Consider the following 17,503-nt stretch of genomic DNA (forward strand, 5'->3'; position numbering starts at 1 on the left):
CTATATTTTATGGTGTTTCACAGCTAACTAAACTCGCGCAATATGATCCATATCAATTTTCACGCTATACTGCTTTGCTAGTATCTCGTTGTGCTTTATTAACCCTTAAGAGAGAGTTAGTGTGAAAGCTGACAACCCCTTCGATGCATTATTACCTGCGGCAATGGCTAAAGTAGCCGAAGATGCCGGTGTCTATAAAGCCACCAAGCATCCGCTAAAAACCTTTTATTTAGCGATTACTGCTGGTGTGTTTATTTCAATTGCGTTTGTTTTTTATATTACAGCGACTACCGGTACTGCTGGCGTGCCTTTCGGCTTTGCCAAATTGGTTGGTGGTATTTGTTTCTCCCTGGGGCTAATGTTAGTGGTGGTGTGTGGGGGTGATCTCTTCACATCGACCGTACTCACAACTGTCGCTAAAGCCAGCGGCCGTATCACATGGCGTCAATTGGCATGTAACTGGGTTAATGTCTATATTGGGAATCTGTTCGGTGCACTGTTCTTTGTGTGTCTTATTTGGTTCGCAGGCCAACATACTGTGGCGAATGGTCAATGGGGTCTGAATGTTTTGCAAACAGCCGACCATAAATTGCACCATACTTTTATTGAAGCAGTGTGTTTGGGTATTTTAGCTAACCTGATGGTCTGTCTGGCGGTATGGATGAGTTACTCCGGCCGTACCATAATGGATAAAATGTTCGCAATGATCTTACCGGTGGGGATGTTTGTTGCCAGCGGCTTTGAGCATAGCATCGCAAATATGTTTATGATTCCTATGGGCATTGTGATTAAAAATTTCGCTTCGCCTGAGTTTTGGCAATCCATAGGATCAACACCTGAGCAATTTGCTCACTTAACCGTAAGTAACTTTATTATTGATAACCTGATCCCAGTCACCATCGGTAACATCATTGGTGGCGGATTATTGGTTGGGTTGACTTATTGGGTAATTTATCTGCGCGGTGACCAGCAACATTAATATGTGGCCGCTACGTCTGGTTTTCGAAGAAATTAACATTAAAAGGTAGATGCATTATGACCGAACTTAATGAAAAATTGGCCAAAGCATGGCAAGGTTTTACCAAGGGTGACTGGCAGAACGGTGTAAACGTTCGTGACTTCATCCAGAAGAACTATACCCCTTATGAAGGCGATGAGTCCTTCCTTGCCGGCCCTACCGATGCGACCGACAAACTGTGGGCGCAGGTTATGGAAGGCATCAAACTGGAAAACCGCACCCATGCGCCAGTTGATTTCGATACCGACGTAGCTGCAACCATCACATCTCATGATGCTGGCTATATTAATAAAGATCTGGAAACCATCGTTGGCTTGCAGACTGAAAAACCATTGAAACGTGCACTGATCCCATTCGGTGGCATTAAAATGGTAGAAGGCTCTTGCAAAGTTTATGGTCGTGAACTTGACCCACAACTGAAAAAAGTCTTCACCGATTACCGTAAAACACACAACCAAGGTGTGTTCGACGTTTATACCAAAGACATCTTGAACTGCCGTAAATCTGGTGTACTGACTGGTTTGCCAGATGCCTATGGCCGTGGCCGTATCATCGGTGACTATCGTCGTGTAGCCGTTTACGGTATCGACTTCCTGATGAAAGACAAACTGGCTCAGTTCAATTCATTGCAAGATGATTTGGAAAACGGCAAAGACCTGGAAATGACTATCCAGTTGCGCGAAGAAATTGCTGAACAGCATCGTGCTCTGGCTCAAATCAAAGAAATGGCGGCCAAATATGGCTGTGATATCTCAGGTCCGGCAACTAACGCCCGTGAAGCAGTACAGTGGACCTACTTCGGCTATTTAGCTGCGGTTAAATCCCAAAACGGTGCGGCAATGTCCTTCGGTCGTGTATCTACCTTCCTTGACGTGTACATCGAACGTGACATGAAAGAAGGTAAGCTGACTGAAATTGAAGCGCAGGAATTGATTGACCATTTGGTTATGAAACTGCGTATGGTTCGCTTCCTGCGTACCCCTGAGTATGATGAACTGTTCTCTGGTGACCCAATCTGGGCAACTGAGTCTCTGGCCGGTATGGGCGTTGATGGCCGTACTCTGGTGACCAAAACCAGCTTCCGCTTCCTGAACACCCTGTACACTATGGGGCCGTCTCCAGAGCCGAACATGACCATTCTGTGGTCTGAAAAGCTGCCACTGAATTTTAAAAAGTATGCGGCTAAAGTCTCCATCGATACTTCATCTGTGCAATATGAAAACGATGATCTGATGCGCCCTGACTTCAACAACGATGACTATGCTATCGCTTGTTGTGTTAGCCCGATGATTGTCGGTAAACAAATGCAGTTCTTTGGTGCCCGTGCCAACCTGGCGAAAACCATGTTGTACGCAATCAACGGCGGCGTTGATGAAAAAATGAAGATCCAGGTTGGCCCGAAAGAAGCGCCAATGATGGATGACGTGCTGGACTATGACAAAGTCATGGAACGCATGGACCACTTTATGGATTGGCTGGCTAAACAATATGTTACCGCGCTGAACATCATCCATTACATGCATGACAAGTACAGCTATGAAGCTGCGCTAATGGCACTGCATGACCGTGATGTTTACCGTACTATGGCATGTGGTATTGCAGGTCTGTCTGTTGCTGCTGACTCCCTGTCTGCTATCAAGTATGCCAAAGTAAGCACCATCCGTGATGCTGACGGCCTGGCTATCGACTTCAACATCGAAGGCGAATATCCACAGTTTGGTAACAACGATTCACGCGTTGATGATATCGCTTGTGACCTGGTTGAGCGCTTCATGAAGAAAATTCAGAAGCTGCGTACTTACCGTGGTGCAGTGGCAACTCAGTCCGTGCTGACCATCACCTCTAACGTGGTTTATGGTAAGAAAACCGGTAACACCCCAGATGGTCGCCGTGCTGGTGCACCATTCGGTCCAGGTGCTAACCCAATGCATGGCCGTGACCAGAAAGGTGCTGTTGCCTCTCTGACTTCGGTTGCTAAACTGCCGTTTGCTTACGCGAAAGATGGTATCTCTTACACCTTCTCTATCGTGCCAAACGCATTAGGCAAAGATGACGAAGTACGTAAAGCTAACCTGGCCGGTCTGATGGATGGTTACTTCCATCACGAAGCGTCCATCGAAGGTGGTCAACACCTGAACGTGAACGTAATGAACCGTGAAATGCTGTTAGACGCGATGGAAAACCCGGAAAAATATCCGCAGTTGACTATCCGTGTATCGGGTTACGCAGTACGTTTCAACTCGCTGACCAAAGAACAACAGCAGGATGTAATTACTCGTACCTTTACACAGTCGATATAATTCCCTGCCGCAGTAAAATGGCATAAACTTAAAGGCTCCACTTTAGTGGGGCCTTTATTCATCCAGCGTTGGAGAAATCCTGCTATGTCAGTACTTGGTCGTATTCACTCATTCGAATCCTGTGGCACTGTTGACGGCCCGGGTATCCGATTTATCGTATTCTTCCAGGGCTGCTTGATGCGTTGCCTGTATTGCCATAACCGTGATACTTGGGATACCCACGGCGGTAAAGAAGTTACCGTTGAAGAATTAGTCAAAGAAGCCATCACCTATCGCCACTTTATGAATGCATCTGGCGGCGGTGTGACTGCATCAGGTGGCGAAGCTATTTTGCAGGCCGAGTTTGTGCGCGATTGGTTTCGTGCGTGTCATGAAGTTGGTATCCATACGTGTCTGGATACCAATGGTTTTGTACGCCGTTATGATCCGGTCATCGATGAGTTACTTGATGCCACAGATTTAGTGATGCTGGATTTAAAACAGATGGATGACAGTGTGCATCAGAATCTGGTGGGGGTATCGAATCATCGAACACTGGAGTTTGCCCGTTACTTGGCAAAACGTAACCAGAAAACCTGGATCCGCTATGTGGTGGTGCCGGGTTGGTCAGATGATGATAAATCGGCGCACATGTTAGGCGAGTTTACCCAGAACATGACCAATATCGAGAAAATCGAATTACTGCCTTACCATGAGTTGGGTAAGCACAAATGGGTCGCCATGGGTGAAGAATACAAACTGGATGGGGTGAAGCCCCCTACCGCAGAGATCATGGATCGGGTGAAAGGCATTCTCGAAAGCTATGGTCACAAAGTAATATATTAAGTCATTACAGTTGCAAGCAGCTAATGGTGCGGCAACTTCAAACAAGAAGGGGGGCGTAGTCAGTTAATTAACGCATCCCCATAGATACCGCCAAATTGGGTTATGCCACTGGCGGTATTTTTTTGGTTGTTATATGGCAGCGTAAGGGGTCTGTTGTTTACCTGGCTTACGCAGCAACATCATCAAATACACTAAGGCGACAGCGGCTATCATGATAAACAGTAAATTATCGGAATAGCGCTGCATCAGCAGGGAAGTCATGGTTGGGCCGGTCAGGCTGCCGAGGGTATAACTCATCAGTAATGCCTGATTCATCGCCACTAACTCATCAGCACTGGCCTTTTCACACGCCCAGGCCATGGCGACCGGATAAAGGGTAAAACCGGCACATCCCAGAATAAATAATGCCGGAGCCAGGGCATAATTACCTAAAATAGCTACACTGCCGAGGATGACGACAAACACCTGAATGCGCAGCACCAGTAAACGACCATAACGGTCCGCCATTTTGCCTATCGGCCATTGACCGATAATGCCTGAGCTAACCAGTAAAGCCATCCACCATCCAACGCTGGCATCACTCATGCCCTGATGTGATAGATAGAGCGGCAACAGGCCATAGAGCGAACCTAACAGTATCCCTGAGATAATGCAGCCATTAATGCCCAGGCGAGCGCTACGGCGCTTAAGCATCGGCCAAATGGCAATGTGTGAGGACTCACTGCTACCCTGATGCGAGAAGTGGGCAAACAACAGCGGCAGCATGGCCGTAATGACCAATGTACTGACCCAAGGGATAACATTGAGTAATTGCGTTGACACGACACCTAATAATAATTGCCCGGTGACGGTTCCCAGATAATAGACCATCATATAAGCCGCCAGCAGTTGCCCACGATTGGTTAACGTGCCACTACGCAGTAACGCACTCTCAACAATGACCCAAATCAGAGCGCAGGCGACGCCCGCCAAAAAGCGCCATCCCAGCCAACTCCAGAAATCCACTGATAGCATTAATCCGCAAGTCGCCAACGCAAATAAAAAACAGGCGTAATGGTAGCTGCGATTAAATCCAAATTGCTGGATCAAGCGCCCCGCAATCAATGTCCCAACCAGATTCCCACTAAAATAAGACGAGCTAACCATCCCCACCTGCCAGGTTGGCAATTGTTGATGAGATAACCATAAGGGAACCAATGTATTTAACACCGCGATAGAAATCGTAAACAGCAAAAGCCCACAGAGCAGAAGCAGAACCGGGCGAGAATATGCGGACATAATAAGACAGGAGCCGTCGGGACGATAAAAGTGAGCGCATCATGCCACCGGCGATATAAAAGTCAATTACTGCGCGGGAGGGGATAGCACAATATGTTGGAAGCACCTACTGACAATCTTCAGCCTTTACTCTGGCTATACGCCAAAAAGAAAAAGCGCCCTGAGGCGCTTTCTGCATATTGGATTAGTGATTAATCCGTATGTTATTAACCGATAAAGTCCAGGCCACCCATATATGGGCGTAATACTTCTGGAACCTCAATTCGGCCATCTGCCTGCTGGTAGTTTTCCAGCACTGCAACCAGGGTGCGGCCAACCGCCAAACCAGAACCATTCAGGGTATGAACTAAACGGGTTTTTCTATCGGTTTTATTGCGGCAACGAGCTTGCATACGGCGCGCCTGGAAATCCCACATGTTAGAACAGGAAGAGATTTCACGGTAAGTATCCTGCGCTGGCAGCCATACTTCCAAATCGTAAGTCTTGCTGGAACCAAAGCCCATATCACCAGTACACAGCAGCACTTTGCGGTATGGCAGGTCCAGTAATTGCAGAACTTTCTCTGCATGACCGGTCAACTCTTCCAGCGCCTCCATCGAATCTTCCGGACGAGTAATCTGCACCATCTCAACTTTGTCGAACTGATGCATACGAATCAAGCCACGGGTATCACGACCATAGGAACCCGCTTCAGAACGGAAGCATGGGGTATGGGCCGTCATTTTCAATGGCAGAGTGTCTTCTTCCAGAATCTCATCGCGTACCAGATTGGTCAGCGGCACTTCAGCGGTCGGAATCAGTGCATAGTTACTGCTATCTGACTCTTCTTCCAGCGGTTTGGTGTGGAATAAATCTTCACCAAACTTAGGTAACTGGCCAGTACCGTACAAAGTGGCATGGTTAACCAGATAAGGAACATAAGCTTCTTGATAACCGTGTTTTTCGGTATGCAGGTCCAGCATAAACTGGGATAACGCACGGTGCATACGGGCTATTTGCCCTTTCATTACCACAAAACGCGCACCGGTCAGCTTCACTGCGGCAGCAAAATCAAGGCCACCGGCCATTTCGCCCAGCGAGACGTGATCTCTCACTTCAAAATCATACTTACGCGGCTCACCCCAACGGCTGACTTCAAGATTGTCTTTCTCATCTCTACCCACAGGGACAGAATCATCCGGCAGGTTAGGAATAGACAACGCCAGTAAGCGGATTTCGTTTTGCAGTTTGTCCAGCTCGGCCTTAGCCGCATCCAGCTTTTCACCCAGCGCATTTACTTCCAGACGTAATGGCTCGATATCTTCGCCACGCGCCTTGGCCGCACCAATCAATTTCGATCGGGAGTTACGTTCTGCTTGCAGACTTTCTGTTTCAACCTGTAAAACTTTGCGGCGCTCTTCTTGTTGGCGCAACATCTGAACATCAAGTTTAAAACCTCTGCGAGCAAGTTTTTCGGCGACTGCGTCTAGCTCATTGCGCAGCATATTGGGATCGAGCATGCTAGTCCTGTGCTTGTAGTTATAGAATGCCTTTCATCTTTGAAGTTGCAGCGGTATTAGCAGCGTTCTCTCACCCGAATCACTTACCTCAGTAAACTCATCGAGACTCGCTTACTTGCTGCCTACCTGCCACTTCAACTATTTTGGGCATAATGGTTATTAAAGGAGAATTTCATGACATAAGCGGTATAAACAGCCACTTACCATATAGCGCTAACCTTACCGCAACAGCAAGACTAGCGGTAGCGTTTTATCGGGCTATTTTGATCCTGCTCAGCCAACCATGCCAGCTTTTCACCGATTTTACCTTCCAGACCACGGGATGAGGGTGAATAGTAGCGAGTCGCGGCCATTTCTGGCGGGAAATAGTTCTCACCCGCAGCATAAGCATGCTGTTCATCATGGGCATATCGGTACTCCGCCCCAAGCCCCATCTCTTTCATCAGTTTGGTCGGTGCGTTACGTAGGTGTTCTGGCACATCAAAGTCAGGCTTATCACGCGCGTCCTGCATCGCTGCTTTAAACGCGGAATAAACCGCATTACTTTTTGGTGCACAAGCCAGATAAACAATGGCCTGAGCAATCGCCCTTTCACCTTCTGCCGGACCGACTCGAGTAAAACAGTCCCACGCTGATATAGCCACTTGCATAGCGCGTGGATCCGCATTACCGACATCTTCCGAGGCAATAGCCAATAAACGGCGGGCGACATAAAGGGGATCCCCCCCTGCGGTGATAATACGCGCATACCAATATAGCGCCGCATCCGGGGCCGAGCCGCGAATGGATTTATGCACCGCCGAGATCAGATCATAATAACGATCACCTTTGTTATCAAAACGGGCGCTCCGCTCGCCAGACACTTCTTTCAGCAAATCAGGGGTTAATACTCGCACCCCGTTGGCATCTATTTCTGCCATATCTGCCATCATCTCAAGGCTGTTTAACGCGCGACGAGCATCACCACCAACCAGCTCCGACATCATGCGGCGGGTCTCGTCCGGCAGTTTGATATTCTGCCCACCGTAGCCACGGCTGCCGTCTGACATCGCTTGATCGATCACTTTCTCGATATCTGCGGCGGTTAATGCCTTAAGCAAATAAACCCGCGCTCTGGAGAGCAATGCCGAATTCAGTTCAAACGAGGGGTTTTCAGTCGTAGCACCGATAAAGGTAATAGTGCCATCCTCAATATGCGGCAAAAAAGCATCCTGCTGGCTTTTATTGAAACGATGGACTTCGTCAACAAACAAGATAGTGCGCCGACCAGCATCACGGTTTTGCCGTGCGCGTTCGATGGCCTCACGAATCTCTTTAATACCGGAGGTCACGGCAGAAATGCGTTCCACATCAGCTTGACCGTAACGACCAATAATTTCCGCCAATGTGGTTTTGCCCGTTCCAGGTGGCCCCCAGAGGATCATGGAGTGTAACTGCCCCGCAACGATTGCCCGTGGTAGCGGTTTACCCGGTGCCAGCAAATGTTGCTGACCAATATATTGATCCAACGTCAAAGGCCGCATCCGCGCGGCCAGTGGCTGAAACTCATTTTGGGAAAAGTCGAGGGACATATTACTCACACAAACCTCACTGCCGCTGGTCGTCCAGCGTCACCCCTTTTGGTAGGGTAAATTTAAATTTGCTGGCGTCAGCCGAGCTATTTTGCTGGCCTTTCAGGGTGTAAGCACTGCGCTGCCCATCTTGCTCAACCGCAGTAAAACTCTTGATAGTCCCCGTTGGCGTAACTGTAATGGCAAATTGCTTCAGATTACCGCTGGCACTTTTAGGTGTCAGTTCAAAATCATCACCTTTCTGCTTAACATTGTACTGTTTCCAGTCATCCGGGTTGTTGCGGGTAATCAGCATAAACGGGGTGTTACCGGTTGCATTCTTCAACCAGGTTGCCGTGGCCTGCTCAACAAAAGGGTTGTAGAACCACAAGGTTTCCCCGTCTGAGATAAGTACGCTTTCATCCGGTGAGGTCATATGCCAGTTAAACAGATTTGGCCGTTTCACCCACAGCTCCCCTTCACCTTCCTGCACCGTCGCGCCATCAGCGCTGGTCACTTTTTGCGAGAAATTAGCATGGAAACTGTTCACCTTACTCAGACGACCTTGCAAATCGGTACTGACATCCGCCAGAACTGAAGCTGAAATTAAACCCGATAACAGACAGCAAGCAACAAGCAGTTTTTTCATTATTCTAAATACCTTATAAAATTCTCTGATAAATACGGGGTTATGCTTCTTTGCATAAGGGCCGCAAAGCGGCCCTGTCTATACTCGTCATCTTTCAAGATGCAGGGGGTTGGCTGCCATCACTACTCGGCCCGTCCATGGACCTCGCCTCTGCGAGGCCGCGGCAAGCAGCGTTCAAATCTGCTCCTGACAGATTTGTCACCCAACTCATTGAGTTATCTCAACTCCTTGGGTTCATTTCGTTGCCGCCTACCTGCAACTCGAAATCTATTGGGTATATGTTAACTTCCTCAGAGCAAAATATGACTATTCATGTGGCGGCGGGGCCAACACTTCACGATTACCATTATGGCCCGGCGTACTCACAATCTGCTGGGCTTCCATCTGTTCGATAATACGTGCAGCACGGTTATACCCAATACGGAATTGGCGCTGCACGCCAGAAATTGACGCCCGGCGCTTCTCTAACACAAAGTTCACGGCCTGATCAAATAGTGGGTCCAGCTCTTCATCACTGTCCAATCCAAGACTACCGCCTTCCCCTTCTTCACTACCACTAAGAATGCTCTCAATGTATTGAGGACGACCTCGAGCTTTCCAATCATTAACCACGGCATGCACTTCCTGGTCACGGACAAAGGCACCGTGCACACGTACCGGAATCGAAGAGTTTGGAGCCATATACAGCATGTCCCCCATCCCCAGCAGTGATTCCGCGCCGCCCTGATCGAGGATAGTCCGTGAGTCGATTTTACTGGAAACCGTAAATGCGATACGAGTTGGAATGTTAGCTTTTATCAAACCGGTGATGACATCTACCGATGGGCGCTGGGTAGCCAGCACCAGATGGATACCGGCAGCACGGGCTTTTTGTGCCAGACGTGCTATCAGTTCTTCAACTTTTTTGCCCACTGTCATCATTAAATCGGCAAACTCATCCACCATCACCACGATATAAGGCAGTTTCACCAGCATCGGCGGTGAGATGTCCATGCTATCGGATGGCTTCCAGAATGGGTCAGGGATTGGCCGCCCCATAGCTTCAGCCTGAGCTACGCGCTCGTTATAGCCTGCGAGATTACGCACGCCCAGTGCCGACATCAATTTATAGCGCCGTTCCATCTCGCCGACACACCAGCGCAATGCATTCGCGGCATCCTTCATATCGGTAACCACTTCGGTTAGCAGATGAGGAATGCCTTCATACACCGATAACTCCAGCATTTTCGGGTCAATCATGATAAAGCGCACCTCATCCGGTGTAGCTTTATACAAGATACTGAGGATCATCGCGTTCACCCCAACCGACTTACCAGAACCGGTAGTACCAGCCACCAGCAAGTGTGGCATTTTGGCTAAGTCTGCCACCACCGGCTGCCCGGCAATATCTTTACCAAGCACAATAGCAAGCGGAGAAGGGTTATCACGGAATTTGGCACAGTCGAGCACTTCCCTCAGGTAGACCGTTTGACGATGCTTATTCGGCAATTCAAGTCCGACATAAGGTTTGCCCGGAATAACTTCCACTACACGCACGGCGATAGCTGATAGAGAACGGGCCAAATCGCGGGAAAGATTGGAAATGCGCGACGCTTTAACACCTGGAGCCAAATCCAACTCAAAGCGAGTAATGACTGGCCCTGGAGAAATACCCACAACTTCCGCTTTTACCCGATAATCACCTAAACGTGCTTCAACCAGACGAGCCGTTTGCTCTAAAGCAAACATATCAACGGGTTCTTCCTCCGCTGGCGGAGAAGAAAGTAAATCAAGCGTAGGCAGTGGTGTGGTCGGTTTAATCAACGGCTGATCATTACGCATCAGGAACGGGTGAATCAAGCTGTCCATTGCTGGCGTTGGTTGCACCGGGGCGACAGGTGGTACCGGTATTGTTGGCTCAACAGCAGACGGGGCTATTACCGGAGCATGTGCTGTTGTCGGTGCATAAGTAGGCGTTGCCGCAGACTGCGTATAGGGTGCTGGCACCGATGTGGCTTGCCCTGAATGCGTTTGATGCACTGATGGCTGCTGATATTGCGCTGGTTGCTCAGGCGAAATAGCGTCTGGAGAAGCGGTGGATTCCCCTTCATCAACATAGGGAGAAAGCGTAAACAAGGGCTCACGAGGGCTATCATCAACAAGATCTGCGACCGGCGAGAATGTATAGGCGCGGCGGATATCAACAGGCTGCATTCCTTCTGCGGCACTGTTTTTGTGATGAGTAGCGTCTTGGTGATGAATAGCGTCTTGGTGCTGAACCGCCCCATAACGATGCTGTTGTTGTACTGCGAATGCCTGCCGTAATGCGGCTTCTTCTAAAGCTTGCTCATCTTCTGGCTCAGGGGCGGTGAACGTATTACCCCCTGCGTCTGATGATTGCTCGTAACGCTCGGACTGCTGGTCGGCAAACGCTTTACGCAATATAGCCTGCTGCAACGCATCATCATCTTCTGATAGAGGCTCGCTGTCGAACGACGCTGCATTAACCTGAGGATTTTGCGCTTCTTGTTCGCGTTGTTCCTGCTCCGCCATACGTTGTGAAGGCAACTTGATACCGTAAGAGGCCAACTCACGCCGCGTTGGAATACGCACTGGGTTAGGCCGTGGTAACTCAGGACCGATGCCCTGTTTTACCTGAGAACCGGTGTCACTAGTAGCAGTAAATGCTGGCATAAACGTCGCTGCTGCACTCGCAGCGGCGATGGCTGTTCCCGACAAACCGTGATGAGACAATGGGTTATTTGACAAGCTGCTATTGATCAATGGGTCACTAATCAGTGGATCACTGGCCGAACTTACTGCGGCCAAACCATCAAGGGCACGGCCAAAACCAGTGTTCGTATTAGGAACGCTATCGACCTGATCACTATGGCGCTGTGCTGTTGAGAAATCGAACGGCGAATGGCTGACAGGTGCAGGTGGTACATCCCATGCCCCCATTTGTGGCTCTGGCCGCTCAACAGGCGTGGCAACGCGAGTCTGAACCGGTGATGGCGTCTCTTGCGGAATTTCAAACGAATATAACGGCGGTGTCGCTGTCGAGTTAGCCGTCATCGGTGCCGTGCTATGGCTGCTAACAGACTCGGCTATCGCCCCAGGAGCAGGTTGATAGTCATCATCTGTTGCCCGCAGGCTGCTTAATAGAGGATCATAGTCGCCATTGGACCCAGGCACTGGGGATAAGGCCGGCTCAGGCACATTGGCGATGGCGTCGGTTGCTGATGGCGCGGAGAATAGCACGTCGTCGTCAGCATGAGCCGCAGATGCCGCAAGTGCGGCGCTAGCCGCGCCTACTGCTAGCGCTTTATTTGAAGCCGCCCCCTGCTCTTGTTCAGCAACGTCGGAATCTTCAACCTGATAATCGTCATCTTCATCGTCATAGCGTTCTTCACGACGTGAGCGATTAGTCATAAATGTCAGTGAGCCTAAGACCACCCCGCCAATTTTCTCAGCAATGACCAACCATGACCAGCCGGTAAACAGCGTCAGGCCAACAGCCCAGATACAGAGCAATGTCAGTGTTGCCCCGACACCATTGAACCACGGCAACATGGCATTACTGAACAAGCTGCCAATTACCCCACCAGAGGCAAAGTAATAAAGATCGTCAACATTCAATGCAGCCAGGCCACATGACGTTAAAATCAGGGCTAATGTGCCAATCAGGCGTAAAGAAAGAGCAAAGTAATCGACGTGTTCATTGGCATCGCGCTGACGGAAAGCCGCCCAGCACAACATCACCATAATCACAGGGATTGCGTAAGCCAAAACACCAAAGGTGAAGAACAGTGTATCGGCCATCCAGGCACCAATACCCCCACCAAGATTGTGGATAGGCTCGTGCCATGCAGTCTGGGACCAGCTTGGGTCCGAAGGATTAAAACTGAGCAGCGCCGCCATCAGGTAGGCTGCCAAAATTGTTACCACAATCAAAACCGCCTCAAGTAAACGACGCCCGCTGCTGAGTTTTTTCAGGGTAACTTCTTTATCTTCTGTATATTCCTGGCTCAAGAAAGGCTCTCCAGGTTCCTGTTAACTGGTATGAGTGACAACGCCGAGAACCCTCCCGGCGTTGAAACTGTATGAATAAACAGGAGTGTAACCAAATTACTCAGGTTTTGCACTTGCCTGTTTACCGCGTTTTAATGACTAGGCGGTTACTCTGCTTCACTTCTTCCATGACCACATAGGTACGGGTGTCATTGACGCCCGGCAGGCGAAGCAAGGTCTCACCGAGTAATGTACGGTAAGCAGACATATCAGGTACGCGGGTTTTCAACAAATAGTCGAAATCGCCGGAAACCAGGTGACACTCTTGAATTTCCTCAAGATTTTTAACAGCGGCATTAAATTGCTCAAACACATCCGGAGCGCCACGATTCAGAGTAATCTCAACGATAACCAGCAGCGACGCATCCAAATACTGTGGATTAAGCAGTGCTGTATAACCATGGATGAAGCCCTGACGCTCTAAGCGGCGAACCCGTTCCAAACATGGTGTTGGTGATAATCCTACTCGTTTTGAAAGCTCAACGTTAGAGATACGCCCATCCTTTTGTAATTCATTCAGGATGTTACGATCTATACGATCAAGCTCTTTCCCCGGGCGTTTTTTATTATCTATCATCTTATAGTCTCTCTTAATTTCCTTGAGTCTGTGACATGCTCTCATCGTGCTTATACTTCGAGCCTGCTACAGACAACGACCCGCAGCCTGTTTTATGCAAATATATCAACACGTTGTTATCTCACACCCTGTCTGTCCAACTGTATGCGAGGTACTCGATGATTATTAGCGTTGAGGAAGAGATAGCACATCACGAACCGCCGTAGAAACTCCCCCCTACAGTTGTTCGAGAACTTACTTCACACGCCATCCAGCATTAATCGAAAACGTTCCAGGGTTTTCGCTTGGCATCACTGATACCAAATCTGAAATTTATGGCGCGCAGATAATTTCTTCTTCCACTGATGTTTTCGCAAATGCACAGCCGATTGTCAAAGTAAAAGAAGTTAAATCAGTAGAACGTGCCAGAATTAAAATCCCAGAGTGTTTCCCTTAGCTATTTTTTCGCCCTAAATTTGCTATAAAATGGTGCAAAAAGGTGGTTTAGTGTCATGGCTATTTTTTGCTCAATCGGCTTGCAAGCCACATGTTTTATAGGGTCAAAGCTTTTCAGCGCGAGTTGGCGCGTAACGTAAAAATTAATTTGGGTCCAATTTGCCCGTAGCCTGACGTCGCTTCACCGCTAACTGCCGATTCTTAATACATTTAGTTCATTAAATAGGCATCACCTATCAAACAAATCGCTAACAACATTTTTGTCTGCTTTTTTTAATGCCCAATTTTCCCTACAATCGCTAACATTGTCCGCCATTGTGGGAAAGAGGTATTCATGAGCACGGCTAAACATAGCAAATTGATTATTCTGGGTTCTGGCCCTGCGGGTTACACTGCGGCGGTTTATGCTGCACGCGCCAACCTGAAACCTGTATTGATTACCGGAATGGAGAAAGGCGGTCAGTTAACCACCACGACCGACGTGGAGAACTGGCCTGGTGATCCTGAAGGATTGACTGGCCCTGCTCTGATGGAGCGGATGCATGAGCATGCAGAAAAATTCCAAACAGAGATTCTATTCGATCATATCAATAGCGTGGATTTGCAAAACCGCCCATTCCGCCTGTTTGGTGATGGTGCTGAGTACACCTGTGACGCGCTGATTATTGCTACAGGGGCTTCTGCCCGCTATCTGGGAATGGCGTCAGAAGAAGCCTTCAAAGGCAAAGGGGTCTCTGCCTGCGCAACTTGTGATGGTTTCTTCTATCGGAATCAGAAAGTGGCAGTAGTCGGTGGCGGTAATACTGCGGTTGAAGAGGCGTTGTATCTGGCGAATATCGCAGCTGAAGTTCATTTAATTCATCGTCGTGATAGCTTCCGCTCAGAGAAAATCCTGATTGATCGCCTGATGGAAAAAGTAAAAAACGGCAACATCGTATTGCACACTGATCGCACCTTGGACGAAGTTTTGGGTGATGACATGGGTGTCACCGGTGTCCGCCTTAAATCCACCAAAAACAGTGAGACAGAAGAGATTGCTGTTGCTGGCGTCTTCATTGCGATTGGCCACAGCCCAAATACCGCCATCTTTGATGGTCAACTGGCACTGGAAAACGGCTACATCAAAGTTCAGTCAGGTCTGCAAGGTAATGCCACACAAACCTCCATTCCGGGTGTGTTCGCTGCAGGCGATGTTATGGACCATATTTACCGCCAGGCAATTACCTCCGCCGGTACCGGCTGTATGGCGGCACTGGATGCAGAACGCTATCTGGATGGGCTAGTAAACGATAAGTAACGATTCCGCATGGGGATCCAAGCGCTATGTGGCGGGTGGTTTACGATAAGTGAACCACCCGTTTTTTATTTTCACTCGCCCGCATCCCAATTAAAAACAGTAAATTACTCCTGTTGTGGAATGCGGCGACTATCACAACCTAATGGTTTCACCTCTCGTCATGACAAGGTAATATTGCCTTTCGCGAGTTTGCCACCGTCAGCGGTGACAAACACTTTTTGATATTTTCTAGCTCCCTGCGCAGATAAATTGCCTGATGAATAAAACAAGACAGTATGAGTTGATTCGTTGGCTGAAAAAACAAAGCGCCCCCGCGCAACGTTGGCTCCGCCTGTCCATGTTACTTGGCCTCCTCAGCGGGTTATTGATCATCGCTCAGGCATGGTTACTGGCCACCCTGCTGCAATCTCTGATTATCGACCAACTCCCCCGATCGGCATTGACTGCTGATTTTTGGCTACTGGCCGGAACCTTTGCATTGCGCGCCGTGATCAGTTGGTTGCGCGAACGGGTGGGATTTATCTGCGGAATGAAAGTTCGCCAGCAGATCCGTAATGTCGTTTTAGACCGATTAGAACAGCTCGGCCCTGCGTGGGTGAAAGGTAAGCCCGCGGGCAGTTGGGCAACCATCATTCTGGAACAAATTGAAGATATGCAGGACTACTACTCCCGCTATCTGCCACAGATGTATCTGGCCGTATTCATTCCATTGCTTATCCTGATTGCCGTCTTCCCTATCAACTGGGCGGCAGGTTTGATCTTATTTGTCACCGCGCCATTGATCCCGCTGTTTATGGCACTGGTCGGGATGGGTGCCGCCGACGCCAATCGGCGTAACTTTGTCGCACTGGCACGGTTGAGTGGCAACTTCCTTGATCGCTTACGCGGATTAGACACGTTACGGTTATTTAACCGCGCTAAAGCAGAAACCGACCAAATTCGTGATGCCTCAGAAGATTTCCGCCGCCGCACCATGGAAGTGCTGCGTATGGCATTCTTATCTTCAGCCGTATTAGAGTTTTTCGCCGCCATCTCTATTGCCGTGGTTGCCGTCTACTTTGGTTTTTCCTATTTGGGTGAACTGAATTTTGGTAGTTATGGTTTTGGCGTCACCCTGTTTGCGGGTTTTTTGGTATTGATCCTGGCCCCTGAATTCTTCCAACCGCTGAGAGATTTAGGCACGTTTTACCACGCAAAAGCTCAGGCAGTTGGCGCAGCAGAATCGCTGGTCACATTTTTGAGTAGTGAAGGCGAAGCGATTGGCCAAGGTGACCAAGTGCTGCCGGGTAACCAAGCTATCACCCTAGAAGCCGACCAACTGGAAATTCTGGCCCCTAATGGCACCCGGTTGGCCGGACCGTTGACGTTCTTATTACCCGCAGGCAAACGCGTTGCCATTGTTGGTCTGAGTGGCGCAGGTAAAAGTTCATTACTCAACCTGCTGCTGGGCTTTTTACCCTATCGCGGCTCACTGAAAGTGAACGGGGTTGAATTACGCGAACTGGAAGCACCAGCGTGGCGTAGGCAATTAAGCTGGGTTGGCCAAAACCCACATTTGCCGGAACAGACGCTGGCGGCCAACATTTTGCTGGGCCAGCCAGATGCGTCACACAGCCAATTGCAACAGGCGGTAGAGCGTGCTTATATCAATGAATTCCTGGCTGATTTGCCACAAGGGCTGAATACTGAAGTCGGCGACCATTCTGCACGTCTCTCCGTTGGGCAGGCGCAACGTGTTGCCGTTGCCCGCGCCTTACTGAATCCGTGCCGCTTATTGCTGCTGGATGAACCCACCGCCAGCCTTGATGCTCACAGTGAACAATTGGTGATGAAAGCACTAGAGGAAGCCTCTCGCAGGCAGACGACGCTACTGGTTACCCATCAGTTAGAAGATACGCTGGGTTATGATCAAATCTGGGTAATGGATAGTGGCCTTCTGATTCAGCAAGGTGATTACTCCACCCTCAGCCAGTCTGACGGTTCATTTGCCAATCTGCTGTCCCATCGCAGTGAGGAGCTTTAATT

General features: G+C 49.2%; 11 protein-coding genes. 5 read left to right on the top strand and 6 right to left on the bottom strand.

Going from position 1 to position 17,503, the window contains the following annotated elements; translation table 11 throughout:
- The first annotated feature begins 121 nt into the window (after nt 1-121).
- The 3 genes from focA (at nt 122) to pflA (ending at nt 4,143) form a co-directional block, all read left to right on the top strand.
- A complete protein-coding gene (focA, locus tag V1952_RS02940) occupies nt 122-979 on the top strand; it encodes a formate transporter FocA (RefSeq protein ID WP_050084953.1) in 858 nt (285 codons plus the stop codon).
- Between the two features lie 56 nt (nt 980-1,035).
- Nucleotides 1,036-3,318, top strand: a complete 2,283-nt coding sequence (gene pflB / locus V1952_RS02945) for a formate C-acetyltransferase (RefSeq protein WP_083158433.1) — start codon at nt 1,036-1,038, stop codon at nt 3,316-3,318.
- A gap of 84 nt (nt 3,319-3,402) precedes the next feature.
- Nucleotides 3,403-4,143 carry a pyruvate formate lyase 1-activating protein gene (gene pflA, locus V1952_RS02950; RefSeq protein WP_372559339.1) on the top strand — a complete coding sequence of 247 codons (741 nt, stop codon included), beginning with the start codon at nt 3,403-3,405 and terminating at the stop codon, nt 4,141-4,143.
- A gap of 129 nt (nt 4,144-4,272) precedes the next feature.
- Here pflA and V1952_RS02955 read toward each other — a convergent pair whose 3' ends face one another.
- The 6 genes from V1952_RS02955 to lrp form a co-directional block, all read right to left on the bottom strand.
- Nucleotides 4,273-5,421 (bottom strand): MFS transporter, encoded by a 1,149-nt coding sequence (locus tag V1952_RS02955; RefSeq protein WP_372559340.1) that lies wholly within the window; start codon nt 5,419-5,421, stop codon nt 4,273-4,275.
- Nucleotides 5,422-5,627: 206 nt separating this feature from the next.
- On the bottom strand, nt 5,628-6,920 hold the full coding sequence (serS, locus tag V1952_RS02960) for a serine--tRNA ligase (RefSeq protein WP_372559341.1): 1,293 nt from the start codon (nt 6,918-6,920) through the stop codon (nt 5,628-5,630).
- Between the two features lie 236 nt (nt 6,921-7,156).
- On the bottom strand, nt 7,157-8,500 hold the full coding sequence (locus tag V1952_RS02965) for a replication-associated recombination protein A (RefSeq protein ID WP_372569320.1): 1,344 nt from the start codon (nt 8,498-8,500) through the stop codon (nt 7,157-7,159).
- Nucleotides 8,501-8,507: 7 nt separating this feature from the next.
- Nucleotides 8,508-9,119 carry an outer membrane lipoprotein chaperone LolA gene (lolA, locus tag V1952_RS02970; RefSeq protein WP_083158429.1) on the bottom strand — a complete coding sequence of 204 codons (612 nt, stop codon included), beginning with the start codon at nt 9,117-9,119 and terminating at the stop codon, nt 8,508-8,510.
- Between the two features lie 306 nt (nt 9,120-9,425).
- On the bottom strand, nt 9,426-13,130 hold the full coding sequence (locus V1952_RS02975) for a DNA translocase FtsK 4TM domain-containing protein (RefSeq protein ID WP_420074294.1): 3,705 nt from the start codon (nt 13,128-13,130) through the stop codon (nt 9,426-9,428).
- Nucleotides 13,131-13,251: 121 nt separating this feature from the next.
- Nucleotides 13,252-13,746: a leucine-responsive transcriptional regulator Lrp gene (lrp, locus tag V1952_RS02980; protein ID WP_002211340.1), complete on the bottom strand. Its 495-nt coding sequence runs from the start codon at nt 13,744-13,746 to the stop codon at nt 13,252-13,254.
- 769 nt (nt 13,747-14,515) lie between these two features.
- On the opposite strand from lrp, the gene trxB reads away from it, so the two are divergent.
- The gene (gene trxB / locus V1952_RS02985) at nt 14,516-15,478 is read left to right on the top strand and encodes a thioredoxin-disulfide reductase (protein WP_372559344.1); all 963 of its coding nucleotides are present in this window, start codon (nt 14,516-14,518) and stop codon (nt 15,476-15,478) included.
- A gap of 256 nt (nt 15,479-15,734) precedes the next feature.
- A complete protein-coding gene (gene cydD, locus V1952_RS02990; RefSeq protein ID WP_372559345.1) occupies nt 15,735-17,501 on the top strand; it encodes a heme ABC transporter permease/ATP-binding protein CydD in 1,767 nt (588 codons plus the stop codon).
- The last annotated feature ends 2 nt before the right edge of the window (nt 17,502-17,503 follow it).

The organism is Yersinia sp. 2542 StPb PI (genome assembly GCF_048593855.1).
Taxonomy (GTDB): domain Bacteria; phylum Pseudomonadota; class Gammaproteobacteria; order Enterobacterales; family Enterobacteriaceae; genus Yersinia; species Yersinia enterocolitica_E.

Bases quoted from the DNA above. Each gene is read 5' to 3' on its own strand.
- pflB (WP_083158433.1), top strand. From the start codon at position 1,036: ATGACCGAACTTAATGAAAAATTGGCCAAAGCATGGCAAGGTTTTACC.
- pflA (WP_372559339.1), top strand. From the start codon at position 3,403: ATGTCAGTACTTGGTCGTATTCACTCATTCGAATCCTGTGGCACTGTT.
- V1952_RS02955 (WP_372559340.1), bottom strand. From the start codon at position 5,421: ATGTCCGCATATTCTCGCCCGGTTCTGCTTCTGCTCTGTGGGCTTTTG.
- serS (WP_372559341.1), bottom strand. From the start codon at position 6,920: ATGCTCGATCCCAATATGCTGCGCAATGAGCTAGACGCAGTCGCCGAA.
- lolA (WP_083158429.1), bottom strand. From the start codon at position 9,119: ATGAAAAAACTGCTTGTTGCTTGCTGTCTGTTATCGGGTTTAATTTCA.
- lrp (WP_002211340.1), bottom strand. From the start codon at position 13,746: ATGATAGATAATAAAAAACGCCCGGGGAAAGAGCTTGATCGTATAGAT.
- trxB (WP_372559344.1), top strand. From the start codon at position 14,516: ATGAGCACGGCTAAACATAGCAAATTGATTATTCTGGGTTCTGGCCCT.
- cydD (WP_372559345.1), top strand. From the start codon at position 15,735: ATGAATAAAACAAGACAGTATGAGTTGATTCGTTGGCTGAAAAAACAA.